Source organism: Nostoc sp. FACHB-280, from assembly GCF_014697615.1.
GTDB lineage: Bacteria > Cyanobacteriota > Cyanobacteriia > Cyanobacteriales > Nostocaceae > Nostoc_B.
Genome location: NZ_JACJSD010000036.1, coordinates 54,346 through 73,691 on the forward strand (window position 1 = coordinate 54,346; position 19,346 = coordinate 73,691).

Annotated in this window: 32 protein-coding genes and 1 pseudogene; all 33 read left to right on the forward strand. The window is 44.1% G+C overall.

The window, feature by feature from the left end:
* The first annotated feature begins 80 nt into the window (after positions 1–80).
* On the forward strand, positions 81–713 hold the full coding sequence (rplD, locus tag H6G75_RS23010; RefSeq protein WP_190982313.1) for a 50S ribosomal protein L4: 633 nt from the start codon (positions 81–83) through the stop codon (positions 711–713).
* Positions 706–1,020, forward strand: coding sequence for a 50S ribosomal protein L23 (locus H6G75_RS23015; protein WP_190872693.1), 315 nt, complete (start codon positions 706–708; stop codon positions 1,018–1,020). The genes rplD and H6G75_RS23015 overlap by 8 nt, the downstream gene beginning before the upstream one ends.
* A 6-nt stretch (positions 1,021–1,026) precedes the next feature.
* Positions 1,027–1,890, forward strand: coding sequence for a 50S ribosomal protein L2 (gene rplB / locus H6G75_RS23020; RefSeq protein WP_190588736.1), 864 nt, complete (start codon positions 1,027–1,029; stop codon positions 1,888–1,890).
* A gap of 97 nt (positions 1,891–1,987) precedes the next feature.
* Positions 1,988–2,266 (forward strand): 30S ribosomal protein S19, encoded by a 279-nt coding sequence (gene rpsS / locus H6G75_RS23025; RefSeq protein ID WP_190588737.1) that lies wholly within the window; start codon positions 1,988–1,990, stop codon positions 2,264–2,266.
* A gap of 87 nt (positions 2,267–2,353) precedes the next feature.
* A complete protein-coding gene (gene rplV, locus H6G75_RS23030; protein WP_190982314.1) occupies positions 2,354–2,713 on the forward strand; it encodes a 50S ribosomal protein L22 in 360 nt (119 codons plus the stop codon).
* A gap of 26 nt (positions 2,714–2,739) precedes the next feature.
* On the forward strand, positions 2,740–3,495 hold the full coding sequence (rpsC, locus tag H6G75_RS23035) for a 30S ribosomal protein S3 (RefSeq protein WP_190588738.1): 756 nt from the start codon (positions 2,740–2,742) through the stop codon (positions 3,493–3,495).
* A 151-nt stretch (positions 3,496–3,646) separates the two neighbouring features.
* Entirely contained in the window at positions 3,647–4,075 is a 429-nt protein-coding gene (gene rplP / locus H6G75_RS23040; protein ID WP_190982298.1) for a 50S ribosomal protein L16, read from the forward strand.
* A 3-nt stretch (positions 4,076–4,078) separates the two neighbouring features.
* A complete protein-coding gene (gene rpmC, locus H6G75_RS23045) occupies positions 4,079–4,306 on the forward strand; it encodes a 50S ribosomal protein L29 (protein ID WP_190588740.1) in 228 nt (75 codons plus the stop codon).
* Positions 4,307–4,312: 6 nt separating this feature from the next.
* Entirely contained in the window at positions 4,313–4,561 is a 249-nt protein-coding gene (gene rpsQ, locus H6G75_RS23050; RefSeq protein ID WP_015113422.1) for a 30S ribosomal protein S17, read from the forward strand.
* A gap of 39 nt (positions 4,562–4,600) precedes the next feature.
* Positions 4,601–4,969 carry a 50S ribosomal protein L14 gene (rplN, locus tag H6G75_RS23055; RefSeq protein WP_062291728.1) on the forward strand — a complete coding sequence of 123 codons (369 nt, stop codon included), beginning with the start codon at positions 4,601–4,603 and terminating at the stop codon, positions 4,967–4,969.
* Positions 4,969–5,313: a 50S ribosomal protein L24 gene (rplX, locus tag H6G75_RS23060; RefSeq protein WP_190982299.1), complete on the forward strand. Its 345-nt coding sequence runs from the start codon at positions 4,969–4,971 to the stop codon at positions 5,311–5,313. The genes rplN and rplX overlap by 1 nt, the downstream gene beginning before the upstream one ends.
* A gap of 96 nt (positions 5,314–5,409) precedes the next feature.
* On the forward strand, positions 5,410–5,958 hold the full coding sequence (gene rplE, locus H6G75_RS23065) for a 50S ribosomal protein L5 (protein WP_190982300.1): 549 nt from the start codon (positions 5,410–5,412) through the stop codon (positions 5,956–5,958).
* Between the two features lie 20 nt (positions 5,959–5,978).
* Positions 5,979–6,380 carry a 30S ribosomal protein S8 gene (gene rpsH / locus H6G75_RS23070; RefSeq protein ID WP_190982301.1) on the forward strand — a complete coding sequence of 134 codons (402 nt, stop codon included), beginning with the start codon at positions 5,979–5,981 and terminating at the stop codon, positions 6,378–6,380.
* A 93-nt stretch (positions 6,381–6,473) separates the two neighbouring features.
* Entirely contained in the window at positions 6,474–7,022 is a 549-nt protein-coding gene (gene rplF / locus H6G75_RS23075) for a 50S ribosomal protein L6 (protein ID WP_190982302.1), read from the forward strand.
* A gap of 2 nt (positions 7,023–7,024) precedes the next feature.
* Positions 7,025–7,387, forward strand: a complete 363-nt coding sequence (rplR, locus tag H6G75_RS23080; RefSeq protein ID WP_190982303.1) for a 50S ribosomal protein L18 — start codon at positions 7,025–7,027, stop codon at positions 7,385–7,387.
* A 188-nt stretch (positions 7,388–7,575) separates the two neighbouring features.
* Entirely contained in the window at positions 7,576–8,100 is a 525-nt protein-coding gene (gene rpsE / locus H6G75_RS23085; RefSeq protein WP_062291712.1) for a 30S ribosomal protein S5, read from the forward strand.
* 45 nt (positions 8,101–8,145) lie between these two features.
* Entirely contained in the window at positions 8,146–8,592 is a 447-nt protein-coding gene (gene rplO, locus H6G75_RS23090) for a 50S ribosomal protein L15 (protein WP_190982304.1), read from the forward strand.
* Positions 8,593–8,663: 71 nt separating this feature from the next.
* Positions 8,664–9,977: a preprotein translocase subunit SecY gene (secY, locus tag H6G75_RS23095; protein WP_190982305.1), complete on the forward strand. Its 1,314-nt coding sequence runs from the start codon at positions 8,664–8,666 to the stop codon at positions 9,975–9,977.
* Positions 9,977–10,531, forward strand: coding sequence for an adenylate kinase (locus H6G75_RS23100; RefSeq protein WP_062291703.1), 555 nt, complete (start codon positions 9,977–9,979; stop codon positions 10,529–10,531). Before secY ends, H6G75_RS23100 begins: the two co-directional genes overlap by 1 nt.
* 202 nt (positions 10,532–10,733) lie before the next feature.
* Positions 10,734–10,958, forward strand: a complete 225-nt coding sequence (gene infA, locus H6G75_RS23105) for a translation initiation factor IF-1 (RefSeq protein ID WP_006276978.1) — start codon at positions 10,734–10,736, stop codon at positions 10,956–10,958.
* Between the two features lie 135 nt (positions 10,959–11,093).
* Positions 11,094–11,207: a 50S ribosomal protein L36 gene (gene rpmJ, locus H6G75_RS23110; RefSeq protein ID WP_015113411.1), complete on the forward strand. Its 114-nt coding sequence runs from the start codon at positions 11,094–11,096 to the stop codon at positions 11,205–11,207.
* A gap of 125 nt (positions 11,208–11,332) precedes the next feature.
* Positions 11,333–11,713: a 30S ribosomal protein S13 gene (gene rpsM, locus H6G75_RS23115; RefSeq protein WP_062291702.1), complete on the forward strand. Its 381-nt coding sequence runs from the start codon at positions 11,333–11,335 to the stop codon at positions 11,711–11,713.
* 55 nt (positions 11,714–11,768) lie between these two features.
* Entirely contained in the window at positions 11,769–12,164 is a 396-nt protein-coding gene (rpsK, locus tag H6G75_RS23120) for a 30S ribosomal protein S11 (RefSeq protein ID WP_015113409.1), read from the forward strand.
* Positions 12,165–12,502: 338 nt separating this feature from the next.
* Entirely contained in the window at positions 12,503–13,450 is a 948-nt protein-coding gene (locus H6G75_RS23125; protein ID WP_015113408.1) for a DNA-directed RNA polymerase subunit alpha, read from the forward strand.
* A 33-nt stretch (positions 13,451–13,483) separates the two neighbouring features.
* Positions 13,484–13,834, forward strand: a complete 351-nt coding sequence (gene rplQ, locus H6G75_RS23130; RefSeq protein ID WP_190967166.1) for a 50S ribosomal protein L17 — start codon at positions 13,484–13,486, stop codon at positions 13,832–13,834.
* A 68-nt stretch (positions 13,835–13,902) separates the two neighbouring features.
* Positions 13,903–14,724, forward strand: coding sequence for a tRNA pseudouridine(38-40) synthase TruA (truA, locus tag H6G75_RS23135; protein ID WP_190982306.1), 822 nt, complete (start codon positions 13,903–13,905; stop codon positions 14,722–14,724).
* 66 nt (positions 14,725–14,790) lie between these two features.
* Positions 14,791–15,243 (forward strand): 50S ribosomal protein L13, encoded by a 453-nt coding sequence (gene rplM / locus H6G75_RS23140; RefSeq protein ID WP_190982307.1) that lies wholly within the window; start codon positions 14,791–14,793, stop codon positions 15,241–15,243.
* Positions 15,243–15,659 carry a 30S ribosomal protein S9 gene (rpsI, locus tag H6G75_RS23145; RefSeq protein ID WP_062291689.1) on the forward strand — a complete coding sequence of 139 codons (417 nt, stop codon included), beginning with the start codon at positions 15,243–15,245 and terminating at the stop codon, positions 15,657–15,659. Before rplM ends, rpsI begins: the two co-directional genes overlap by 1 nt.
* Positions 15,660–15,796: 137 nt before the next feature.
* Entirely contained in the window at positions 15,797–16,036 is a 240-nt protein-coding gene (gene rpmE, locus H6G75_RS23150) for a 50S ribosomal protein L31 (protein WP_190684229.1), read from the forward strand.
* Between the two features lie 93 nt (positions 16,037–16,129).
* Positions 16,130–17,230 (forward strand): peptide chain release factor 1, encoded by a 1,101-nt coding sequence (gene prfA / locus H6G75_RS23155; protein WP_190588754.1) that lies wholly within the window; start codon positions 16,130–16,132, stop codon positions 17,228–17,230.
* Between the two features lie 163 nt (positions 17,231–17,393).
* Positions 17,394–17,894, forward strand: a complete 501-nt coding sequence (locus tag H6G75_RS23160; protein ID WP_190982308.1) for a hypothetical protein — start codon at positions 17,394–17,396, stop codon at positions 17,892–17,894.
* Positions 17,895–17,927: 33 nt separating this feature from the next.
* Positions 17,928–18,752, forward strand: a complete 825-nt coding sequence (locus H6G75_RS23165) for an Rpn family recombination-promoting nuclease/putative transposase (RefSeq protein ID WP_190982309.1) — start codon at positions 17,928–17,930, stop codon at positions 18,750–18,752.
* Between the two features lie 92 nt (positions 18,753–18,844).
* Positions 18,845–19,346: pseudogene (locus H6G75_RS23170) on the forward strand (IS5 family transposase); the annotation flags it as partial.

Here is a 19,346-nt window from a genome sequence, read left to right on the forward strand (position 1 = left end):
TGGTCATTAGTCATTGGTTATGAGCTAAAGACAAATGACAAAGGACTAATGACAAAAGACAAATGACAAAGGACAAAAAAATGGTTGAGACTGTAGTTAAAAACTGGCAAGGAGAGGAAGTCGGGCAAAAGACGTTCGACTTGCGAGTTGCCAAAGAAGAAACAGCGGCCCATATTGTACACCGTGCCTTGGTTAGACAAACAACCAATGCTCGTCAAGGAACCGCTAGTACAAAAACTCGCGCAGAAGTTAGAGGTGGTGGCCGCAAACCTTGGCGGCAAAAAGGCACAGGTCGCGCTCGTGCTGGTTCGATTCGTTCACCCTTATGGCGTGGTGGTGGTGTGATTTTTGGGCCTAAACCCAGAGATTACGACCTGAAAATGAACCGGAAAGAACGGCGGTTGGCATTACGCACAGCCTTCGTCAGCCGTACTGATGATTTGATTGTGGTCGAAGAATTTAGCAACGAACTTTCTCGTCCGAAAACTAAAGATTTATTGGCAGCTTTAGTTCGTTGGGGAGTAAGCCCAGAACAAAAGACCCTGTTAATTTTGTCTGAGATTGCCGAAACAGTTTATCTGTCAGGACGCAACGTCGAGAACTTAAAAATTATTGCCGCAGATCAGTTGAATGTTTATGATTTGCTGCACGCTGACAAGCTTGTGGTTACAGCACCAGCATTAGAAAAAATTCAGGAGGTCTACAATGGCTAAGATTGCGCCCCGTGATCTGCCTGACTTGGTGCGTCGCCCGATTGTCACCGAAAAAGCAACGATTCTGATGGAACAGAATCAATACACTTTTGAAGTAGTCCTGAAAGCTACCAAGCCAGATATTAAAGCAGCGATCGAAGACTTGTTTCAAGTCAAAGTAGTCAAAATCAATACTGCTACACAGCCACGGAAAAAACGTCGCGTTGGCAAGTTTATTGGCTACAAGCCCCAATATAAGAAAGCTATTGTCACCGTCTCACCTGGGGACGCACAAAAGATTAGACAGATTCTATTCCCAGAGGTCTAACAAAAAATGGGTACTCGTTCTTATCGCCCTTATACCCCCAGTACTCGTCAAGTTACAATCTCCGACTTTTCGGAAATTACCAAAAAAGATCCAGAAAAGTCTCTGACGGTGTACGTCCATCGCGCCAAAGGTCGCAACAATCAAGGGCGGATAACCAGCCGTCGCCGGGGTGGCGGACATAAAAGACTTTATCGAATTATTGATTTTAAAAGAGATAAGCGTAACATTCCCGCTACAGTGTTAGCGATCGAGTACGATCCCAACCGCAACGCTCGTATTGCGTTACTGCAATATCAGGATGGGGAAAAACGCTATATCCTGCAACCGAATGGCTTGACTGTAGGTAAAACCTTAATGGCTGGCCCTGAGTCTCCCATTGAAGATGGTAATGCTTTACCACTGGCAAACATTCCTTTAGGTACAAACGTACATAACGTAGAACTAACTGCGGGTAAAGGTGGTCAAATTGTTCGTGCTGCTGGTGCGACAGCGCAAGTAGTTGCTAAAGAAGGCAATTATGTCACCCTCAAGCTACCTTCTGGGGAAGTGCGGATGGTACGGCGTGAATGCTACGCTACCATCGGGCAAGTGGGCAACACCGACTTTAGAAACCTGAGTGCAGGTAAAGCTGGACGTAATCGCTGGAAAGGTCGCCGCCCGAAAGTTAGAGGTAGCGTCATGAACCCAGTGGATCACCCACATGGTGGTGGTGAAGGTAGAGCACCCATTGGTCGTTCCGGCCCAGTCACACCTTGGGGTAAACCAACATTGGGAGCCAAGACACGCAAACCCAAGAAACCTAGCAGTAGATTGATTGTACGCCGTCGTCGTAAATCTTCTAAGCGCGGTCGTGGTGGTCGTCAGTCTTAAAATTTTAGATTTGAAATTTTGGATTTTAGATTGAGAAATTATCTAAAGTCCAACTAAATAAATCCAAAAGCCCAAATCCTAAAACCAAAATTTAACTATGGGTCGTTCACTAAAAAAAGGGCCTTTCGTTGCCGATCACTTACTCAGCAAAATTGAAAAGCTGAACGAGAGAAACGAAAAGCAAGTCATTAAAACTTGGTCAAGAGCCTCAACAATTCTGCCCCAAATGGTAGGGCATACGATCGCTGTTCACAATGGTAGACAACACGTCCCCGTGTTTATCAGCGATCAGATGGTAGGCCATAAGTTGGGAGAATTCGCCCCAACACGCACCTACAGGGGTCATGGCAAAAGTGACAAAAAAGCGGGTAGATAGTTTGTTCTTTGTCTATTGTCATTAGTCCTTTGCAACTGACAAATGACAAATGACAGATGACGAATGACAAACGACAAGGAGAAAATCATGGCAACTAGTACTACAGAAGTAAAAGCGATCGCCCGTTATATACGCATGTCTCCCTTTAAAGTGCGTCGCGTACTCGATCAAATTCGGGGGCGGTCTTACAGAGAAGCGTTAATTATTCTGGAATTTATGCCTTATCGGGCTTGTGAACCAGTACTAAAACTAATTAGAAGCGCAGCCGCCAATGCTGAACACAATGCAGGTCTAGACCGCGCCCAACTGGTAATTACTCAAGCTTATGCCGATCAAGGCCCAGTCCTAAAACGTTTCCAACCTAGAGCGCAAGGTCGAGCTTACCAAATTCGCAAACCTACATGTCACATCACAGTAGCTGTAGCTGCTGGTGAGACTGTGGAATAATTACCAGAACTTTAGAGGAAGCATTTGTGGGACAAAAAATTCATCCAGTTGGCTTTCGCCTCGGAATTACCCAAGAACACCAATCCCGGTGGTACGCAGATCCTGAACGCTATCCAGAACTTTTACAAGAAGATTACAAACTACGTAATTACATAGAACAAAAACTGGGTAGACTCGCTCAAAACAACGCTGGTATTTCCGAAGTTAGAATTGAGCGCAAAGCAGACCAAATTGATTTGGAAGTACGCACAGCCCGCCCTGGTGTAGTTGTAGGTCGTGGTGGACAAGGTATCGAATCCTTACGTACTGGACTGCAAGATTTATTAGGCGGGACTCGCCAGATTCGGATCAACGTCGTCGAAGTCCAACGAGTTGATGCCGATGCTTACTTAATTTCGGAATACATCGCCCAACAATTAGAACGTCGGGTTTCCTTCCGTCGCGTAGTCCGCCAAGCAATTCAACGGGCGCAACGTGCTGGTATTCAAGGAATTAAAATTCAAGTCAGTGGTCGGCTCAACGGTGCGGAAATTGCTCGGACAGAGTGGACACGGGAAGGTAGAGTACCTTTGCATACCTTACGGGCTGATATTGACTACGCTTACTGTACAGCCAAAACCGTTTACGGTATTTTGGGCATCAAAGTGTGGGTATTTAAAGGAGAAATTATTCCTGGACAGGAAGAAACTCAACCCCAACCCGCCACCCGCGAACGTGAACCGCGTCGCCGTCAACAACAGCGCCGTCGTCAGCAGTTTGAAGACCGTTCCAATGAAGGCTAAATCGTCATCTGTCATTAGTCCTGAGTAATGACAAATGACAAATGACCCTTCGGGTGACGCTCCTAACGTCGCTAACGCTGACGCTAACACCAGTTGCTCATAGGGGAAACCCCCAAGACCACACTGGCTCACAAACGACAGATGAAAAATCATGTTAAGTCCTAGAAGAACTAAATTCCGCAAACAACAGCGCGGGCGAATGGCGGGTCTAGCCCACCGGGGTAGCACCCTCAACTTTGGAGATTTTGCCCTCCAAGCCCAAGAACCAGCTTGGATCACCTCTCGACAAATCGAAGCTTCCCGTCGGGCGATGACTCGTTATATCCGCCGGGGTGGTAAAATCTGGATTCGGATTTTCCCAGATAAACCTGTTACCATGCGTCCAGCAGAAACACGGATGGGTTCTGGTAAAGGTAATCCAGAATTTTGGGTAGCAGTAGTTAAGCCAGGGCGGATTTTATTTGAAATCGCTGGTGTTTCTGAAGAAATCGCCCGTGAAGCTATGCGCCTAGCTGCATACAAACTGCCAATCAAAACCAAATTTATTGTGCGCTCTCAAATAGAAGAGGAGCAGGAGTAGGTCATGCCGCTTCCCAAGATTTCAGAAGCAAGAGAATTAAGTGACGAACAATTAGCTGCGGAAATTGCCGCCACTAAAAAACAACTGTTTCAGTTGCGCTTGCAAAAGGCAACCAGACAACTCGAAAAACCTCACCAATTCCGCCACGCTCGCCATCGCCTCGCCCAACTGTTGACAGTAGAGGGAGAGCGCAAACGGGCAGCAAGTCAAACTCCTAAAGAAGAGAATTAAGAGATTATGGCAATCAAAGAACGAGTTGGGTTGGTAGTGAGCGACAAAATGCAAAAAACGGTGGTAGTTGCCATCGAAAACCGCGCTCCCCATCCCAAATACGGCAAGATTGTAGTGAAAACCCGCCGCTATAAAGCTCACGATGAAGAAAACAAATGCAAAGTGGGCGATCGCGTGCGGATTCAGGAAACTAGACCCCTGAGCAAAACCAAACGCTGGCAAGTCACAGAAATCCTCAACACTAAAAACTCATAAGTTGTTACTTCACTAACAACTGCACAAGGGAGACCAATTGTGATTCAACCCCAAACTTACTTAAATGTGGCAGATAACAGTGGCGCACGGAAACTAATGTGTATCCGGGTGTTAGGCGCAGGTAACAGCCGTTACGGTTTTATCGGCGATCGCATTATCGCTGTTGTTAAAGATGCCATTCCCAACATGGCTGTGAAAAAATCAGATGTTGTAGAAGCTGTGATTGTTCGCACTCGCCATAACATCCGTCGTGATAGCGGTATGACTATTCGCTTTGATGATAACGCCGCCGTGATCATCAACAAAGAAGGTAATCCTAGAGGTACACGGGTATTTGGCCCAGTAGCACGGGAACTCCGCGACAAGAACTTTACTAAAATTGTTTCTCTGGCTCCGGAGGTGCTGTAATGCCTATCCAAAAGGAAAAAGTATTCCATAAAATGCACGTCAAAACTGGTGACACCGTGCAAATAATTGCCGGCAAAGACAAAGGTAAAGTTGGCGAAGTGATTAAAGCATTACCCCAACTGAGCAAAGTCATTGTTAAAGGTGTCAACATTAAGACCAAGCACGTTAAACCCCAACAAGAAGGGGAATCTGGACGGATTGTTACTCAAGAGTACCCAATCCATAGTTCCAACGTGATGCTCTATTCCACCAAACAAAATGTCGCTAGTCGCGTTTGCTACACCTTCACACCCGAAGGCAAGAAGGTAAGAAAACTCAAAAAAACTGGCGAGATCATTGATTAAGGATGAAGCTAAAGCCTGAAGTATAAATATTACTTATTTTATCTTCATCCTTCATAATCTTCCCTGACCAAGCCCAGGGATATTAGGACAAAAACTATGGCGACAACAAGACTCAAAACTTTATATCACGAGACAATCGTCCCGAAACTCACAAATCAGTTTCAATACACCAACATTCATCAAGTACCGAAGTTGGTCAAGGTAACTGTTAACCGAGGTTTGGGCGAAGCTGCACAAAATGCTAAGGCTTTGGAAGCTTCTATCAACGAAATTGCGTTAATTACAGGTCAAAAACCCGTAGTGACAAGAGCAAAAAAAGCGATCGCAGGCTTTAAAATCCGTCAAGGTATGCCTGTCGGGATTATGGTCACACTCCGAGGCGAGAGAATGTATGCTTTCCTCGACCGCTTGATCAGCTTGACACTACCAAGAATTCGCGACTTTCGTGGTATAAGTCCAAAAAGCTTTGACGGACGCGGTAACTATACTCTAGGCGTAAGAGAACAGCTAATTTTTCCAGAAGTCGAATACGATAGCATTGATCAAATTCGGGGTCTGGATATTTCGATTATTACTACAGCAAAAAATGACGAAGAGGGCCGCGCTTTACTCAAAGAATTGGGAATGCCCTTTCGCGATCAATAAGTTCATCTAAAGAGGGAACGATGGCGGCTAACGACACAATTGCAGATATGCTGACGCGCATCCGCAATGCCAACATGGCAAGGCATCAAACAACACAAGTGCCAGCCACTAAAATGACCCGTAGTATTGCCAAAGTACTACAGGAAGAAGGATTTATTTCAGAATATTCGGAAAACGGAGAAGGCGTAAAACGGCACTTGGTGATTGCCCTAAAATACAAAGGGAAAAATCGTCAGCCTTTAATTACTGCCCTCAAACGGATCAGTAAACCCGGTTTACGTGTTTATTCCAACCGAAAAGAACTACCCAGAGTATTAGGCGGTATCGGTATTGCCATTATTTCTACATCTAGTGGCATTATGACTGACCGTGAGGCTCGCCGTCAGAATTTGGGTGGTGAAGTACTTTGCTACGTCTGGTAGTCATTAGTCATTTGTCATTAGTCATTGGTCATTAGTAACGGACAAAGGACAAAAGACAAATAACAAAGGACAAATAACAAAGGACAAAAGATCATGTCTCGTATTGGTAAAAGACCAATTACTATTCCCACCAAAGTGCAAGTCACCATTGATGGCACCAAGGTTGTTGTAAAAGGCCCCAAAGGTGAACTTTCACGGGATTTACCTGTTCAAGTAACAGTGAGCCAAGAAGGGGAAACCTTACAAGTAGTTCGCAAAGATGATTCTCGTACCTCTCGCCAAATGCACGGTTTAAGCCGGACATTGGTAGCCAACATGGTAGAGGGAGTTTCCCAAGGTTTTCAACGTCGCTTGGAAATTCAAGGGGTTGGTTATCGCGCTCAAGTGCAAGGACGTAACCTAGTGTTAAACATGGGTTTCAGTCACCAAGTGCAGATTGAGCCACCAGATGGAATTCAGTTTGCGGTAGAAAATAACACTAACGTTATCGTTAGTGGTTATGACAAAGAAGTAGTTGGTAATACAGCCGCTAAGATTCGTGCCGTCCGACCACCAGAACCATACAAAGGTAAAGGTATTCGCTATGCGGGTGAAGTAGTCAGACGCAAAGCTGGTAAAACCGGAGGTAAAGGTAAGAAATAAACATGAAACTTACTCGTAGAGAATCCAAACAGCGCCGTCACCGCCGCGTTCGTGGCAAAGTTAGCGGCTCTCAAGAACGCCCACGCCTGTCCGTATTTCGTTCTAACCAACATATTTATGCCCAAGTAATTGATGATACTCAGCATCATACTTTAGTGGCAGCATCAACCTTAGATGCAGAGTTAAAAGCAAACTTAGCATCTGGGGCTAACTGCGAAGCATCAGCACAAGTTGGTAAGTTAATTGCAGCCCGCGCATTAGAAAAGGGCATTACGAAAGTAGTTTTTGATCGTGGTGGTAACATATACCACGGCCGCATCAAAACACTAGCGGATGCTGCACGCGAAGCTGGTTTAGATTTTTAAAGTCATTAGTCATTAGAAGCCAGTGCGTTGGGGAGACAGCGTGGTGAGCGGATTTATCCGCTTAAAGCGACTGTCGTCGGCTTTGCCGGCTGTAGCAACTGGCGTTCATTGGTCATTGGTCATTAAGTAAATGACAAAGGACAATTGACAACTGACAAATGACAATTGACATTTAGAGAGTATGAATTATGGCAACAGGTCGTCGCAAAGCTAACCGTGCGAAAAAAGAAGAAACCAACTGGCAAGAGCGCGTAATCCAAATCCGACGTGTGAGCAAGGTAGTTAAGGGTGGTAAAAAACTCAGCTTCCGTGCCATTGTGGTTGTTGGTAACGAACGTGGTCAAGTCGGTGTGGGAGTAGGTAAAGCCTCAGATGTTATCGGTGCTGTGAAAAAAGGCGTAGCCGATGGCAAAAAACACCTAATTGATATTCCGATTACCAAATCTAATTCTATTCCTCATCCGATTGATGGCGTTGGTGGTGGTGCAAAAGTCATCATGCGTCCAGCTGCACCTGGTACTGGTGTAATTGCTGGTGGTGCCGTGCGGACTGTATTGGAATTAGCAGGAGTTCGCAATGTTCTCGCTAAACAACTTGGTTCTAACAACCCACTGAATAATGCTAGAGCCGCAGTCAATGCTCTATCTACCCTGCGTACTTTGGCGGAAGTTGCTGAAGACCGTGGTATTGCTATTGACAAACTCTACATTTAGTAGAGCTTCACTGACAGAGTTCTTGTAAACAATATAAATAACATCATGAGACTCAACGATGTTAAGCCCCAAAAAGGCTCCAAAAAGCGCCGTCGCCGTGTAGGTAGAGGTATTTCTGCTGGTCAAGGTGCCAGTGCAGGTCTAGGTATGCGGGGTCAAAAATCTCGCTCTGGTAGTAGTACCAGACCAGGGTTTGAAGGTGGTCAACAGCCATTATACCGCCGGATACCCAAGCTGAAAGGCTTTCCAGTTGTGAATCGCAAGATTTACACTACGATAAATGTAGAGAAGTTAGCTTCTCTTCCTGCCAACACAGAAGTAACATTGGAATCCTTAAAAGCATCTGGGATTTTAACCTCTGCTAAAGGGCCATTGAAAATTTTGGGTAATGGGGAATTGAATGTTGCCCTTAACGTTAAAGCGGCAGCTTTCACAGGTCAAGCTCGTAGCAAAATTGAGGCGGCTGGAGGAAGTTGTGAAGTTTTAGGGTAAAGCCTAACCGCGCACTTAAAATACCTGCCAACTAGCTTCCAGTGCCTGGTTCACGACAAAGGTAGCACTCTATGATCAGTCGAGATAAAGCCCCAACGGCTCAAGAAACTTTTATGCAGATGGCACAAGCAGCTGGGCTAAGAGGCAGGCTGCTTGTCACTGTCGGTATTTTAATTTTGGTTCGCCTAGGTATCTTTTTACCTGTACCGGGAATTGATAGAACTAGATTCCATGATGCCATCTCTGGCAATAATTCCATATTTGGTTTATTGGATATCTTTTCTGGGCGCGGACTTTCTACTTTGGGAGTCTTTGCTTTAGGGATTCTTCCCTTTATTAATGCGTCCATTATTATCCAATTGTTGACTGCGGCTATCCCATCTTTAGAAAATTTACAGAAAAATGAAGGCGAAGCAGGACGGCGAAAAATCTCGCAAATTACCCGCTACGTGACTGTAGGTTGGGCAATTATCCAAAGTACGGCGTTTTCTGCCTTCTTCTTGCAACAATTTGCTTTAACTCCTGGCCCATTATTTGTAGCTGAAACTGCGATCGCGCTGACAGCAGGTTCTATGTTTGTTATGTGGGCATCCGAACTGATCACAGAACGAGGTATTGGGAATGGCGCATCATTGTTGATTTTTGTCAACATTGTCGCTTCGCTACCCAAGTCTCTAGGCGACACCATCGACTTAGTACAAGTTGGTGGTCGAGAAATCGTGGGTCGGGTAATTGTGCTGGTGTTGGTCTTCTTAGCAACCATAGTGGGCATTGTTTTTGTGCAGGAAGGTATTCGCCGCATCCCAATCATTTCGGCTCGTCGTCAAGTAGGTCGAAGAGTTTTGGCAGAACAGCGTAGTTACCTACCTTTGCGTCTCAACTCTGGTGGCGTAATGCCAATTATTTTTGCGGCTGCCATTTTGAGTTTGCCATTACTAATTGCCAACTTTACCAAAAATCCTGATTTGGCAAACATCGTCAATACCTATCTCAGCCCTGGCGGTTCTGCACCTTGGGTATATGCGCTAGTGTATTTAACTTCGATTGTTTTCTTTAGCTACTTCTACTCTTCATTAATTGTGAACCCAGTTGATGTAGCGCAAAACTTGAAAAAAATGGGTTCTAGTATTCCTGGGATTCGTCCAGGGAAAGCGACCAGTGAGTATATTGAGCGAGTTATTAACCGCTTAACTTTTTTGGGAGCTATATTTTTAGGCTTGGTTGCGATTATTCCTACCGCCGTGGAAAGTGCGTTGAAAGTGCCAACCTTCAAGGGACTTGGTGCTACTTCATTGTTAATTCTAGTTGGTGTGGCAATTGACACCGCAAAACAAGTCCAAACCTACGTTATTTCTCAGCGTTATGAAGGAATGGTGAAACAATAGTGACGCGACTAATCTTCTTGGGGCCACCGGGTGCGGGAAAAGGAACTCAAGCTCAGGTTTTGGCAGAACACCTGCATATCCCTCATATTTCCACTGGTGAAATCTTGAGGCAAGCCATGAAAGAGCAAACTCCTCTGGGAGTGAAAGCTCAAAGTTACGTAGATAGCGGTGAGTTAGTTCCTGATCAGTTGGTGCAAGACTTAGTAGAGGAACGGTTAGGACAATCAGATGCCAAATCTGGATGGATTCTAGATGGTTTTCCTCGCAAAGTGACGCAAGCAGCTTTTTTAGAAGCATTGTTAGCGAAAACTGCTCAAGGTGGCGAAAGAGTAGTTAATTTAGATGCACCAGATGACATTGTAATTTCACGGTTACTAGCTAGGGGAAGAAAAGATGATACCGAAGAGGTGATTCGTCGTCGTCTAGAAGTGTACCGGAATGAAACTGCACCTTTGATCAACTACTATAGTGAACGCCAAAGGCTACTAACAGTCAATGGCAATCAATCCCAAGAAGAAGTCACTAGTGAATTGAAACAAATTTTAGCTTCCTAGCTGGAGATGCAGGAGTAGTTATAGGGAAGAATGAAATTCACCATTCACTACTCCCCATTCTTCACTGAAATCTGGCAAGAGTATGCTGATCAATTTTAGCTAAGATATATTAATAAACTGTTGATATATTTCTTAAATTGTGTTCTGTTGCAGATAAAAGCTGCCAATGAACCAAAAATTGTTGAGTTGAGGAACAAAAAAGTTGTCTAAACAAGATTTGATTGAAATGGAAGGTACGGTTACGGAGTCCTTGCCAAACGCGATGTTTCGTGTAGACCTGGACAATGGTTTTAACGTACTAGCCCACATTTCTGGAAAAATTCGCCGCAACTACATCAAGATTTTGCCAGGCGATCGCGTCAAGGTTGAACTCACTCCCTATGACCTGACAAAAGGCCGAATTACCTATAGATTGCGGAAAAAATAATTAAATCCAGAAAAAACTAGTTATATGTGAAGGATCTTACCATAAAATCAATTTGTTGGGAGATTCTCATTTTCTTAACTGTAATATTTTTCTAGAAATGCTATAATTTTATATTTGGAGTCAATTAAAAAAGGCATGAAAGTCAGAGCCTCTGTCAAAAAAATTTGCGAAAAGTGTAACGTGATTCGCCGTCGTGGTCGCGTTATGGTGATTTGCTCTAACCCCAAGCATAAACAACGTCAAGGATAACACTCTCAGTATTGGGGAGTTAACCGTGACTAGGAAAAAAATCACCAAAAAATCCTAGATGTGGCATATCAATCACCCACATCTTAACCAAGAGAAATTGCGAAAACAACAGGGAGAGATTTATTGTGGCACGTATTGCCGGCGTAGACCTGCCACGCGATAAACGCGTAGAGATTGGTCTAACTTACATTTATGGAATTGGATTATCAAGGTCGCAGGAAATTCTGGCGGCTACAAGTGTCAATCCAGACACCCGTGTGAAAGACTTAAGTGATGCCGATGTCGCAGCCCTACGTGCAGAAATAGAAAGTAACTATCAAGTAGAAGGTGACTTGCGGCGCTTGGAAGGTATGAACATCAAGCGTCTAATTGACATCGGAACCTACAGAGGTCGCCGCCACCGGATGGGTTTGCCAGTGAGAGGGCAGAGAACTCGTACTAATGCTAGAACCCGCCGTGGTAGAAGGCAGACAGTAGCTGGTAAGAAGAAGGCTCCTGGCAAATAATCGTTCATTGCTTGCTCAACAGAGCAAGTTTTTCCTTAAATTAACTAAAACAAATATGGCGAGACAACCAACTAAAAAAACTGGGAGTAAAAAGCAAAAGCGGAACGTACCCAACGGACTTGCTTACATCCAATCTACTTTCAACAATAGCATTGTCACCATCACTGATCAAAATGGTGATGTTATTTCTTGGGCAAGTGCTGGTTCCAGTGGTTTTAAGGGAGCCAAAAAAGGAACTCCCTTTGCAGCCCAAACTGCTGCTGAAAGTGCTGCCCGTCGAGCGATTGACCAAGGAATGCGTCAAATTGAGGTGATGGTCAGTGGCCCAGGTGCTGGTAGAGAAACTGCGATTCGCGCACTGCAAGGAGCAGGGCTGGAAATTACCCTGATTCGGGATATTACCCCAATTCCTCACAATGGTTGCCGTCCACCAAAGCGCCGTCGAGTCTAGATCAAACTGGTTGGGTAACAAATACCAGAAGTTGCAATTAAAAATTCACTTGTTATAGCTAGTAAAGTTTTGGTTTTTAGCTATCAAGCAGAGTCAATATTAAATAACTTCTGGATGCTTGGGTGGTAAAAAGCAAGTTAGCTCTTCCTGGAGGGAGAGCTGCTGCACTATCCGCAACACCATATTAATTATGGATAATCGCCCACAAGCTTGATCAGCAGGTCAACTACCCCCTACTAGATTTGGGTAACTTGATCAGCCGGAAGCAGTCCGAGGGCAGAAGTAAATTGAATAGGCAATTAATTGCTAGCAGCACCTTAATTAAGGGAGGCTACTCCGTGGCGCAGTTTCAAATTGAATGTGTAGAGTCAAGTACAGAAGAAAGTCGGAGTCATTACAGTAAGTTTGTCTTAGAACCCCTAGAACGCGGTCAAGGCACAACTGTGGGTAATGCACTGCGACGGGTGTTGTTGTCCAACTTGGAAGGAACAGCCGTAACCGCAGTGCGAATTGCAGGTGTTACACACGAGTTTGCCACAGTTCCGGGTGTGCGGGAAGACGTGCTAGAAATCTTGATGAGAATGAAAGAAGTTATTCTCAAAAGCTATTCTTCTCAACCCCAAATTGGTAGATTGCTTGTGACTGGCCCAGCAACGGTTACAGCCGCTCATTTTGATTTGCCTAGTGAAGTCGAAGTTGTTGATCCTACCCAGTATGTTGCGACTCTCGCTGAGGGCGGTAAGCTGGAAATGGAATTTCGTATCGAACGCGGTAAGGGTTATCGTACCGTAGAACGAGGACGGGAAGAAGCTACTTCTTTGGACTTCTTGCAAATCGACTCAGTATTTATGCCGGTGCGAAAAGTCAACTACAGTGTTGAAGAAGCTCGTGCAGATGGCTCGATTACCAAAGACAGACTGTTATTAGAAGTTTGGACAAATGGCAGTGTCTCTCCCCAAGAAGCACTATCCTCAGCTGCCAGTATTTTGGTAGATTTATTCAACCCACTGAAGGATATTTCTTTAGAACCAACAGACATTGGTTCTGATGTTCCAGACGACCCAACTGCTCAAATTCCCATCGAAGAATTGCAACTTTCTGTGCGGGCATACAACTGTCTCAAACGCGCACAAGTTAATTCTGTGGCAGACTTATTGGATTTTACCCAAGAAGATTTGCTAGAAATCAAAAACTTTGGTCAAAAATCGGCGGAAGAGGTGGTGGAAGCGTTGCAACGACGCTTGGGTATTACCTTACCGCAAGAAAGAAGCTCCAAACACAGCTAAAGCAAAACCTTTCATAGTTCATAGTCCACCATTATGCGTCACCGTTGTCGGGTTAAAAAACTTGGTAAACCAGCTGACCAGCGTCGCGCTCTGTTGCGTACCTTAACCACTGAGCTAGTTCGTCATGGTCGAATTACCACCACTTTGATTAGAGCGAAAGCTTTGCGGAGTGAAGTAGATAAAATGATTACCTTAGCGAAAGACGGCTCCTTAGCATCTCGTCGGGCAGCTTTAGGTTACATATACGACAAGCAACTGGTTCATGCTTTGTTTGAACAAGCTCCTACTCGGTATGGTAATCGTAGTGGTGGTTACACCCGGATTATCCATACTATGCCTCGGCGTGGAGACAATGCCGAAATGGCAATTATTGAACTGGTGTAAATAAGTCAAAAGTCAAAAGTCAAAAGTCAAAATGATTTTAGACGAATGACAAATGACACAAAATCTGTATGTTAGAAATTGACCAGCCGCAACAAACTCAAAGAGTTGCCTTGGTAATTCAATACCTGGGTACTCATTTTCATGGCTGGCAAAGGCAAAAGGGGCAGCGTACAGTCCAAGAAGAAATCGAAACAGCGATCGCGACTATTCTTGGTCATCATGTCACACTACATGGTGCAGGACGCACTGATGCTGGTGTTCATGCTGCTGCACAAGTAGCTCACTTTGATGCTACAGGTTTAATTCCGGCTCAGAAATGGGCAACAGTTCTCAACAGTTATCTGCCACCAGACATCATAATAAGGGCCTCAGCACCCGTAGGTAACGCTTGGCACGCCCGTTTTAGCGCGGCTTATCGGCGATACCGATACACAATCTACACTGAAAAACGACCAAATTTGTTCGTTAAACCCTTTAGTTGGCATTATTATCATGAGCCACTGGACGAATTATTGATCCAGACTGCCATGAAACCTCTATTGGGCAAGCATCATTTAGCAGCGTTCCATCGTGCAGGCTCCAAGCGAAAGCATTCTTGGGTAGAAGTACAAGCCGCAGAATGTCATCGTAGCGAGTCACTGCTCCATTTAGAAATTCAAGCAGATGGATTTTTATATGGCATGGTCAGGCTGCTGGTGGGAATGCTAGTACAAGTAGGTGCTGGACAGCGAACCCTGGCGAACTTCACCGAAATTTGGCAAGAAGAACGCCGAGAAGAAGTAAAATATGCCGCACCTGCTCAGGGTTTATGCTTGTTGCGCGTCGGCTATCCTGATTTTCCTTTTTCTCCAGAGATTTGGTACGATACCCAGCCCAAATTTAGTTTTTAGTCATTGGTCATCAGTCATTACTCAATGACGAATGACAAAGGACAAAATAACAAAGGACAAACACAAATGAGTAAAACCTACCTTCCGCCTCAAGATGCCCTTGAGCATGATTGGTACGTAGTAGATGCTACTGACCTACGCCTTGGTCGCCTCGCTACCGAAATCGCTATGATTCTTCGAGGCAAAAAGAAGCCGGAATATACACCTCATCTAGACACAGGTGACTTTGTGATTGTGATTAATGCCGAGAAAATCGCAGTCACAGGTAAAAAACGGACTCAAAAATTATATCGTCGCCACTCTGGCCGTCCTGGTGGGATGAAGACCGAAACCTTTGCCAAGCTGCAACAGCGCATCCCCGAACGGATTATTGAACATGCTGTTAAAGGTATGCTACCTAAAAATAGCTTGGGTCGGCAGTTGTTTACCAAGCTAAAAGTTTATGCAGGGCCGACTCATCCCCACGCAGCCCAAAAACCTCAAGAATTAAAAATTAGTACAATTCCTGGAGAAAGCTAATGGTAGTAGCAGAAGCAAATAGCGGTCGCGCCGTGTACTGGGGTACTGGTCGCCGGAAATCAGCAGTAGCAAGAGTCCGCCTTGTCCCTGGTAGCGGTCAATTGACAGTAAATGGCAAACCTGGAGATTTATATTTCCAGTTCAATGCCAATTACTTGGGAGTGATTAAAGCTCCTTTGGAAACCCTGGGTTTAGAAACCGAATATGACATTTTGGTGAAAGCTGAGGGTGGTGGCTTGACTGGTCAAGCTGATTCTATCCGTTTGGGTGTGGCTCGTGCTTTGTGTCAACTAGACCCAGAAAATCGCTCACCCTTAAAAACCGAAGGTTATCTCACCCGCGATCCTAGAGCAAAAGAGCGCAAAAAGTACGGTTTGCACAAAGCTCGCAAAGCTCCTCAGTACTCCAAACGATAAGGGATTGGGTTTTGGGTATTAAAAAGTCAAAAGTAAAAAGTTAAAAGGCAAAAAAGCCTTATCTTTTGGCTTTCTCGCCCTCATCTCTAAGCACATCAAAAAGTTATAATTTATATAGATTCACCACAAAAGGAACAATGGCTAAACCTGATATTCATCCCCAGTGGTATCCAGAAGCTAAAGTCTATTGCAACGGTCAAGTTGTGATGACTGTTGGTTCTACCAAACCCGAATTACACGTTGATGTTTGGTCTGGAAATCACCCTTTTTATACTGGTACTCAAAAGATTATCGACACAGAAGGTCGCGTAGAACGCTTTCTGCGGAAATACGGCAAGTCAAGCGAGCAAGGCTCCGGCGGCAAAAAGAAAAAGTAGCGGTTTGGCTCTGCTGTTAACGACGACCCTGCGAATGCTGGGTCGATTGTCATTTTTTGAGCCAAGTTGTTATTTGAAGGAGCGATCGCACTTATGGCTGAAACATACCTGCTGGAGAAACTTAAATCTGTTGAACAAACCTTTAATGAACTGACACGCCGCCTTGCTGACCCAGATACCGCAAAAAATCCTGATGAGTATCAACAAGTAGCTAAGGCTCGTTCTTCTTTGGAAGAGGTAGTGAATACCTATGAAACTTGGAAAACAGCCCAAGCCGATTTAACTGGGGCGCGTCAAGTTTATAAAGAAGCAGCCAGTGATCCAGAAATGCAAGAAATGGCCGCACTGGAAGTTAGTGAACTGGAAGAAAAAATAGAATACTTAGAAACCCGCTTAAAAGTATTATTACTGCCCCGCGACCCCAACGATGAGAAGAATATCATGTTGGAAATTCGCGCTGGGACTGGTGGCGATGAAGCGAGTATTTGGGCTGGCGATTTGATGCGGATGTACACTCGCTACGCGCAAACTCAAGGTTGGAAAGTTTCGCTGGCGAGCGAATCTTTGGGAGAAATGGGCGGTTGGAAAGAAGTCATTCTAGAAATTAAAGGTGACAACGTTTACAGCCAGTTAAAGTTTGAAGCTGGAGTGCATCGCGTACAGCGTGTACCAGTCACAGAAGCTGGAGGACGGGTGCATACTTCAACCGCTACTGTCGCAATCATGCCAGAAGTGGATGATGTAGAAATTCACATCGACCCCAAAGATATTGAAATGACGACGGCTCGTTCTGGCGGTGCTGGTGGACAAAACGTCAACAAAGTAGAAACAGCCGTTGACTTGATGCACAAACCCACAGGAATCAGAATTTTCTGTACGGAAGAGCGTAGCCAGTTGCAAAACAAAGAACGGGCGATGCAAATTTTGCGGGCGAAACTGTACGAAATGAAGTTACGCGAACAACAAGAAGCTGTAACTTCCATGCGGCGATCGCAGGTTGGTACAGGATCGCGATCGGAAAAGATTCGCACTTATAACTATAAAGATAACCGCGTCACCGACCACCGCTTAGGTCAAAACTTCTCTTTAAACCCTGTTCTTGAAGGTGATTTAGAGACAGTCATTCAATCTTGTATCTCTCAAGATCAGCAAGAACGTTTAGCAGAGTTAGCAGCTTCCGGTACAATGAACTAATTTTTACCTTGAGAATTAATTTAATTACGAACCGTCTGGGGTGTTGTGATGTTTAACACACTAGACGGTTTTTTAATCAAAATTGATTTCCGCAAATATACATAAGTTACGCACATATAAATAGTTTTAAAATGGTGAGCATCAAATTTTTATAGGTGCAGCTATGTCATTGTTACGGAATGAACCTTTAGATTGGCAATCTCACCCAGAAACATCTTATGTACCTATTTATCATAAAGGTAGTTTAGTTGGTTTCTTTAAGCAAGAATATGTGAATGAAATTCTTTATTTTTTAAATGAAGAAGAAGTTTTAAAAAAAGCTCTCAAAAAAGCTTGTGGTGATTTACTAAAAAAGACTGGCGGCGATATAACTAAGGTTAATTATTTAGTACAAAAATATATAAAAGTTAGTGAACGTCCTAAATATGGGGCGAGAGCGATCGCGCTGTTACTACAAGAGCGACAAAAAGAGCTTGACCTTAACAATCAAGAATTTGTTAAATTCTGCGATACCTTTAAAATCTCTCCTACCGAACTAAATAGTATTTATGCTGGAGAGCCGATTGATGATAGTTTATTAGCGCCAATCTCACGAGTATTAGGGATAACTAGAGAGCGTGTACAAGAAGTCAGAGATGGTGCAGAAGCCCAAAAAAGTACATAATTAGCTATTAACATTATTTCCTTTGTTCAATCTGTGAAAACAGACAGCATATTTTATCGCTTGTTTCAAGAATTTCCCGATATCTTCTTTGAACTCATTGGTGCTTCTCCAGAAAATACTGAATACTATCAATTTTCATCAGTTGAGATCAAACAAACAGCCTTCAGAATTGATGGTGTGTTTCTACCTGTACAAAATGAGGAAAAGCATATTTACTTTGTAGAGGTACAGTTTCAAACTGATGATGATTTTTATTCACGACTGTTTGCCGAAATTTGTTTATATTTACGCCAAAATAGACCGCCAAATAATTGGTGTGCAGTGGTTTTATACCCCAGCAGAAGTGTAGATACACAAGATATAAAACATTACCGAGAATTTTTTGAAAGTCAGCGAGTCCGATGTATTTATTTGGATGAATTAGGCGATGCAGCATCACTACCAATTGGTATAGCAACAGTCAAGTTGGTAATTGCTGATACTAACGCAGCAATCATCGAGGCTACAGAGTTAATTAGCAGAACAAAACTTGAGTTAACATCTCAACGCCAACAACAGCAATTATTACAATTAATAGAGACGATTCTGATTTACAAGTTGCCGAACATGAGTAGAGAGGAAATACAGAATATGTTTGGATTAAGCGATTTAAAGCAAACGCGATTTTATCAAGAAGCTTTTCAGGAAGGCAAAGAACAAGGCAGACAGGAAGGTAGACAGGAAGGTAGACAGGAAGGTCAACGCCAAGAAAAGTTGAGAATGGTCTCTCGCCTTTTGAGGTTGGGTTTGACTGTGGAACAAGTAGCGGCGGAACTTGATTTAAGTATTGAGGAAGTACAACAAGCTGCACAAAATTAATCAGAGCTGATTCGTAAAGAGAATCTAAAGAAAACTGAATCCGGCTTTGTTCAGGTTATAGGCTAAATCGAGTGTAATTTATGATGTAGTCGATGAGCCGTCTACCTGCGATTGAGAACCAAGAGCGTAAACCCTACCCAAGTGATTTAAGCGATGCGGAATGGTTAATTATCAAGCCTTTTCTCCCGAAACCCAAAGGATTTGGGCATCCTGTAGAAGTAGATTTACGAGAAATTTTGAATGCCATTTTCTACGTACAACGTACCGGGTGTCAGTGGGAAATGCTGCCTCATGACCTTCCACCTTACACAACAGTATATGGCTACTTTCAGAAATGGCAGCGCAAAGGAATCTGGCAGAAAATTCACGACCAAGTGCGCCATCAACTGCGACAAGATTTGGGGCGAGATGAACATTCTACCGTTGCGATCGCTGATTCTCAGTCGGTGAAAACAACGGAAAAAAAGGGGAGGTCTACGGTTTCGATGGTGGTAAAAAGGTTAAAGGGCGTAAGCGCCATATAGTTGTAGATTCTCAAGGGTTGTTGATTGGCGTTTTAGTTACGGAAGCCAATGCCTCAGAACGTTTGGGTGC

Excerpts from the sequence above, each read along its gene's own strand:
- truA (WP_190982306.1), top strand. The coding sequence starts at position 13,903 with ATGTTAGAAATTGACCAGCCGCAACAAACTCAAAGAGTTGCCTTGGTA.
- rplX (WP_190982299.1), top strand. The coding sequence starts at position 4,969 with ATGCCTATCCAAAAGGAAAAAGTATTCCATAAAATGCACGTCAAAACT.
- H6G75_RS23160 (WP_190982308.1), top strand. The coding sequence starts at position 17,394 with ATGTCATTGTTACGGAATGAACCTTTAGATTGGCAATCTCACCCAGAA.
- rplB (WP_190588736.1), top strand. The coding sequence starts at position 1,027 with ATGGGTACTCGTTCTTATCGCCCTTATACCCCCAGTACTCGTCAAGTT.
- secY (WP_190982305.1), top strand. The coding sequence starts at position 8,664 with ATGATCAGTCGAGATAAAGCCCCAACGGCTCAAGAAACTTTTATGCAG.
- rpsQ (WP_015113422.1), top strand. The coding sequence starts at position 4,313 with ATGGCAATCAAAGAACGAGTTGGGTTGGTAGTGAGCGACAAAATGCAA.
- rpmJ (WP_015113411.1), top strand. The coding sequence starts at position 11,094 with ATGAAAGTCAGAGCCTCTGTCAAAAAAATTTGCGAAAAGTGTAACGTG.
- rpmE (WP_190684229.1), top strand. The coding sequence starts at position 15,797 with ATGGCTAAACCTGATATTCATCCCCAGTGGTATCCAGAAGCTAAAGTC.
- rplP (WP_190982298.1), top strand. The coding sequence starts at position 3,647 with ATGTTAAGTCCTAGAAGAACTAAATTCCGCAAACAACAGCGCGGGCGA.
- rplO (WP_190982304.1), top strand. The coding sequence starts at position 8,146 with ATGAGACTCAACGATGTTAAGCCCCAAAAAGGCTCCAAAAAGCGCCGT.
- rplM (WP_190982307.1), top strand. The coding sequence starts at position 14,791 with ATGAGTAAAACCTACCTTCCGCCTCAAGATGCCCTTGAGCATGATTGG.
- rpsI (WP_062291689.1), top strand. The coding sequence starts at position 15,243 with ATGGTAGTAGCAGAAGCAAATAGCGGTCGCGCCGTGTACTGGGGTACT.
- rpsK (WP_015113409.1), top strand. The coding sequence starts at position 11,769 with ATGGCGAGACAACCAACTAAAAAAACTGGGAGTAAAAAGCAAAAGCGG.
- rplR (WP_190982303.1), top strand. The coding sequence starts at position 7,025 with ATGAAACTTACTCGTAGAGAATCCAAACAGCGCCGTCACCGCCGCGTT.
- rpmC (WP_190588740.1), top strand. The coding sequence starts at position 4,079 with ATGCCGCTTCCCAAGATTTCAGAAGCAAGAGAATTAAGTGACGAACAA.
- rplQ (WP_190967166.1), top strand. The coding sequence starts at position 13,484 with ATGCGTCACCGTTGTCGGGTTAAAAAACTTGGTAAACCAGCTGACCAG.
- rplE (WP_190982300.1), top strand. The coding sequence starts at position 5,410 with ATGGCGACAACAAGACTCAAAACTTTATATCACGAGACAATCGTCCCG.
- rplV (WP_190982314.1), top strand. The coding sequence starts at position 2,354 with ATGGCAACTAGTACTACAGAAGTAAAAGCGATCGCCCGTTATATACGC.
- rpsE (WP_062291712.1), top strand. The coding sequence starts at position 7,576 with ATGGCAACAGGTCGTCGCAAAGCTAACCGTGCGAAAAAAGAAGAAACC.
- rpsH (WP_190982301.1), top strand. The coding sequence starts at position 5,979 with ATGGCGGCTAACGACACAATTGCAGATATGCTGACGCGCATCCGCAAT.
- rplF (WP_190982302.1), top strand. The coding sequence starts at position 6,474 with ATGTCTCGTATTGGTAAAAGACCAATTACTATTCCCACCAAAGTGCAA.
- H6G75_RS23015 (WP_190872693.1), top strand. The coding sequence starts at position 706 with ATGGCTAAGATTGCGCCCCGTGATCTGCCTGACTTGGTGCGTCGCCCG.
- prfA (WP_190588754.1), top strand. The coding sequence starts at position 16,130 with ATGGCTGAAACATACCTGCTGGAGAAACTTAAATCTGTTGAACAAACC.
- rpsS (WP_190588737.1), top strand. The coding sequence starts at position 1,988 with ATGGGTCGTTCACTAAAAAAAGGGCCTTTCGTTGCCGATCACTTACTC.
- rplD (WP_190982313.1), top strand. The coding sequence starts at position 81 with ATGGTTGAGACTGTAGTTAAAAACTGGCAAGGAGAGGAAGTCGGGCAA.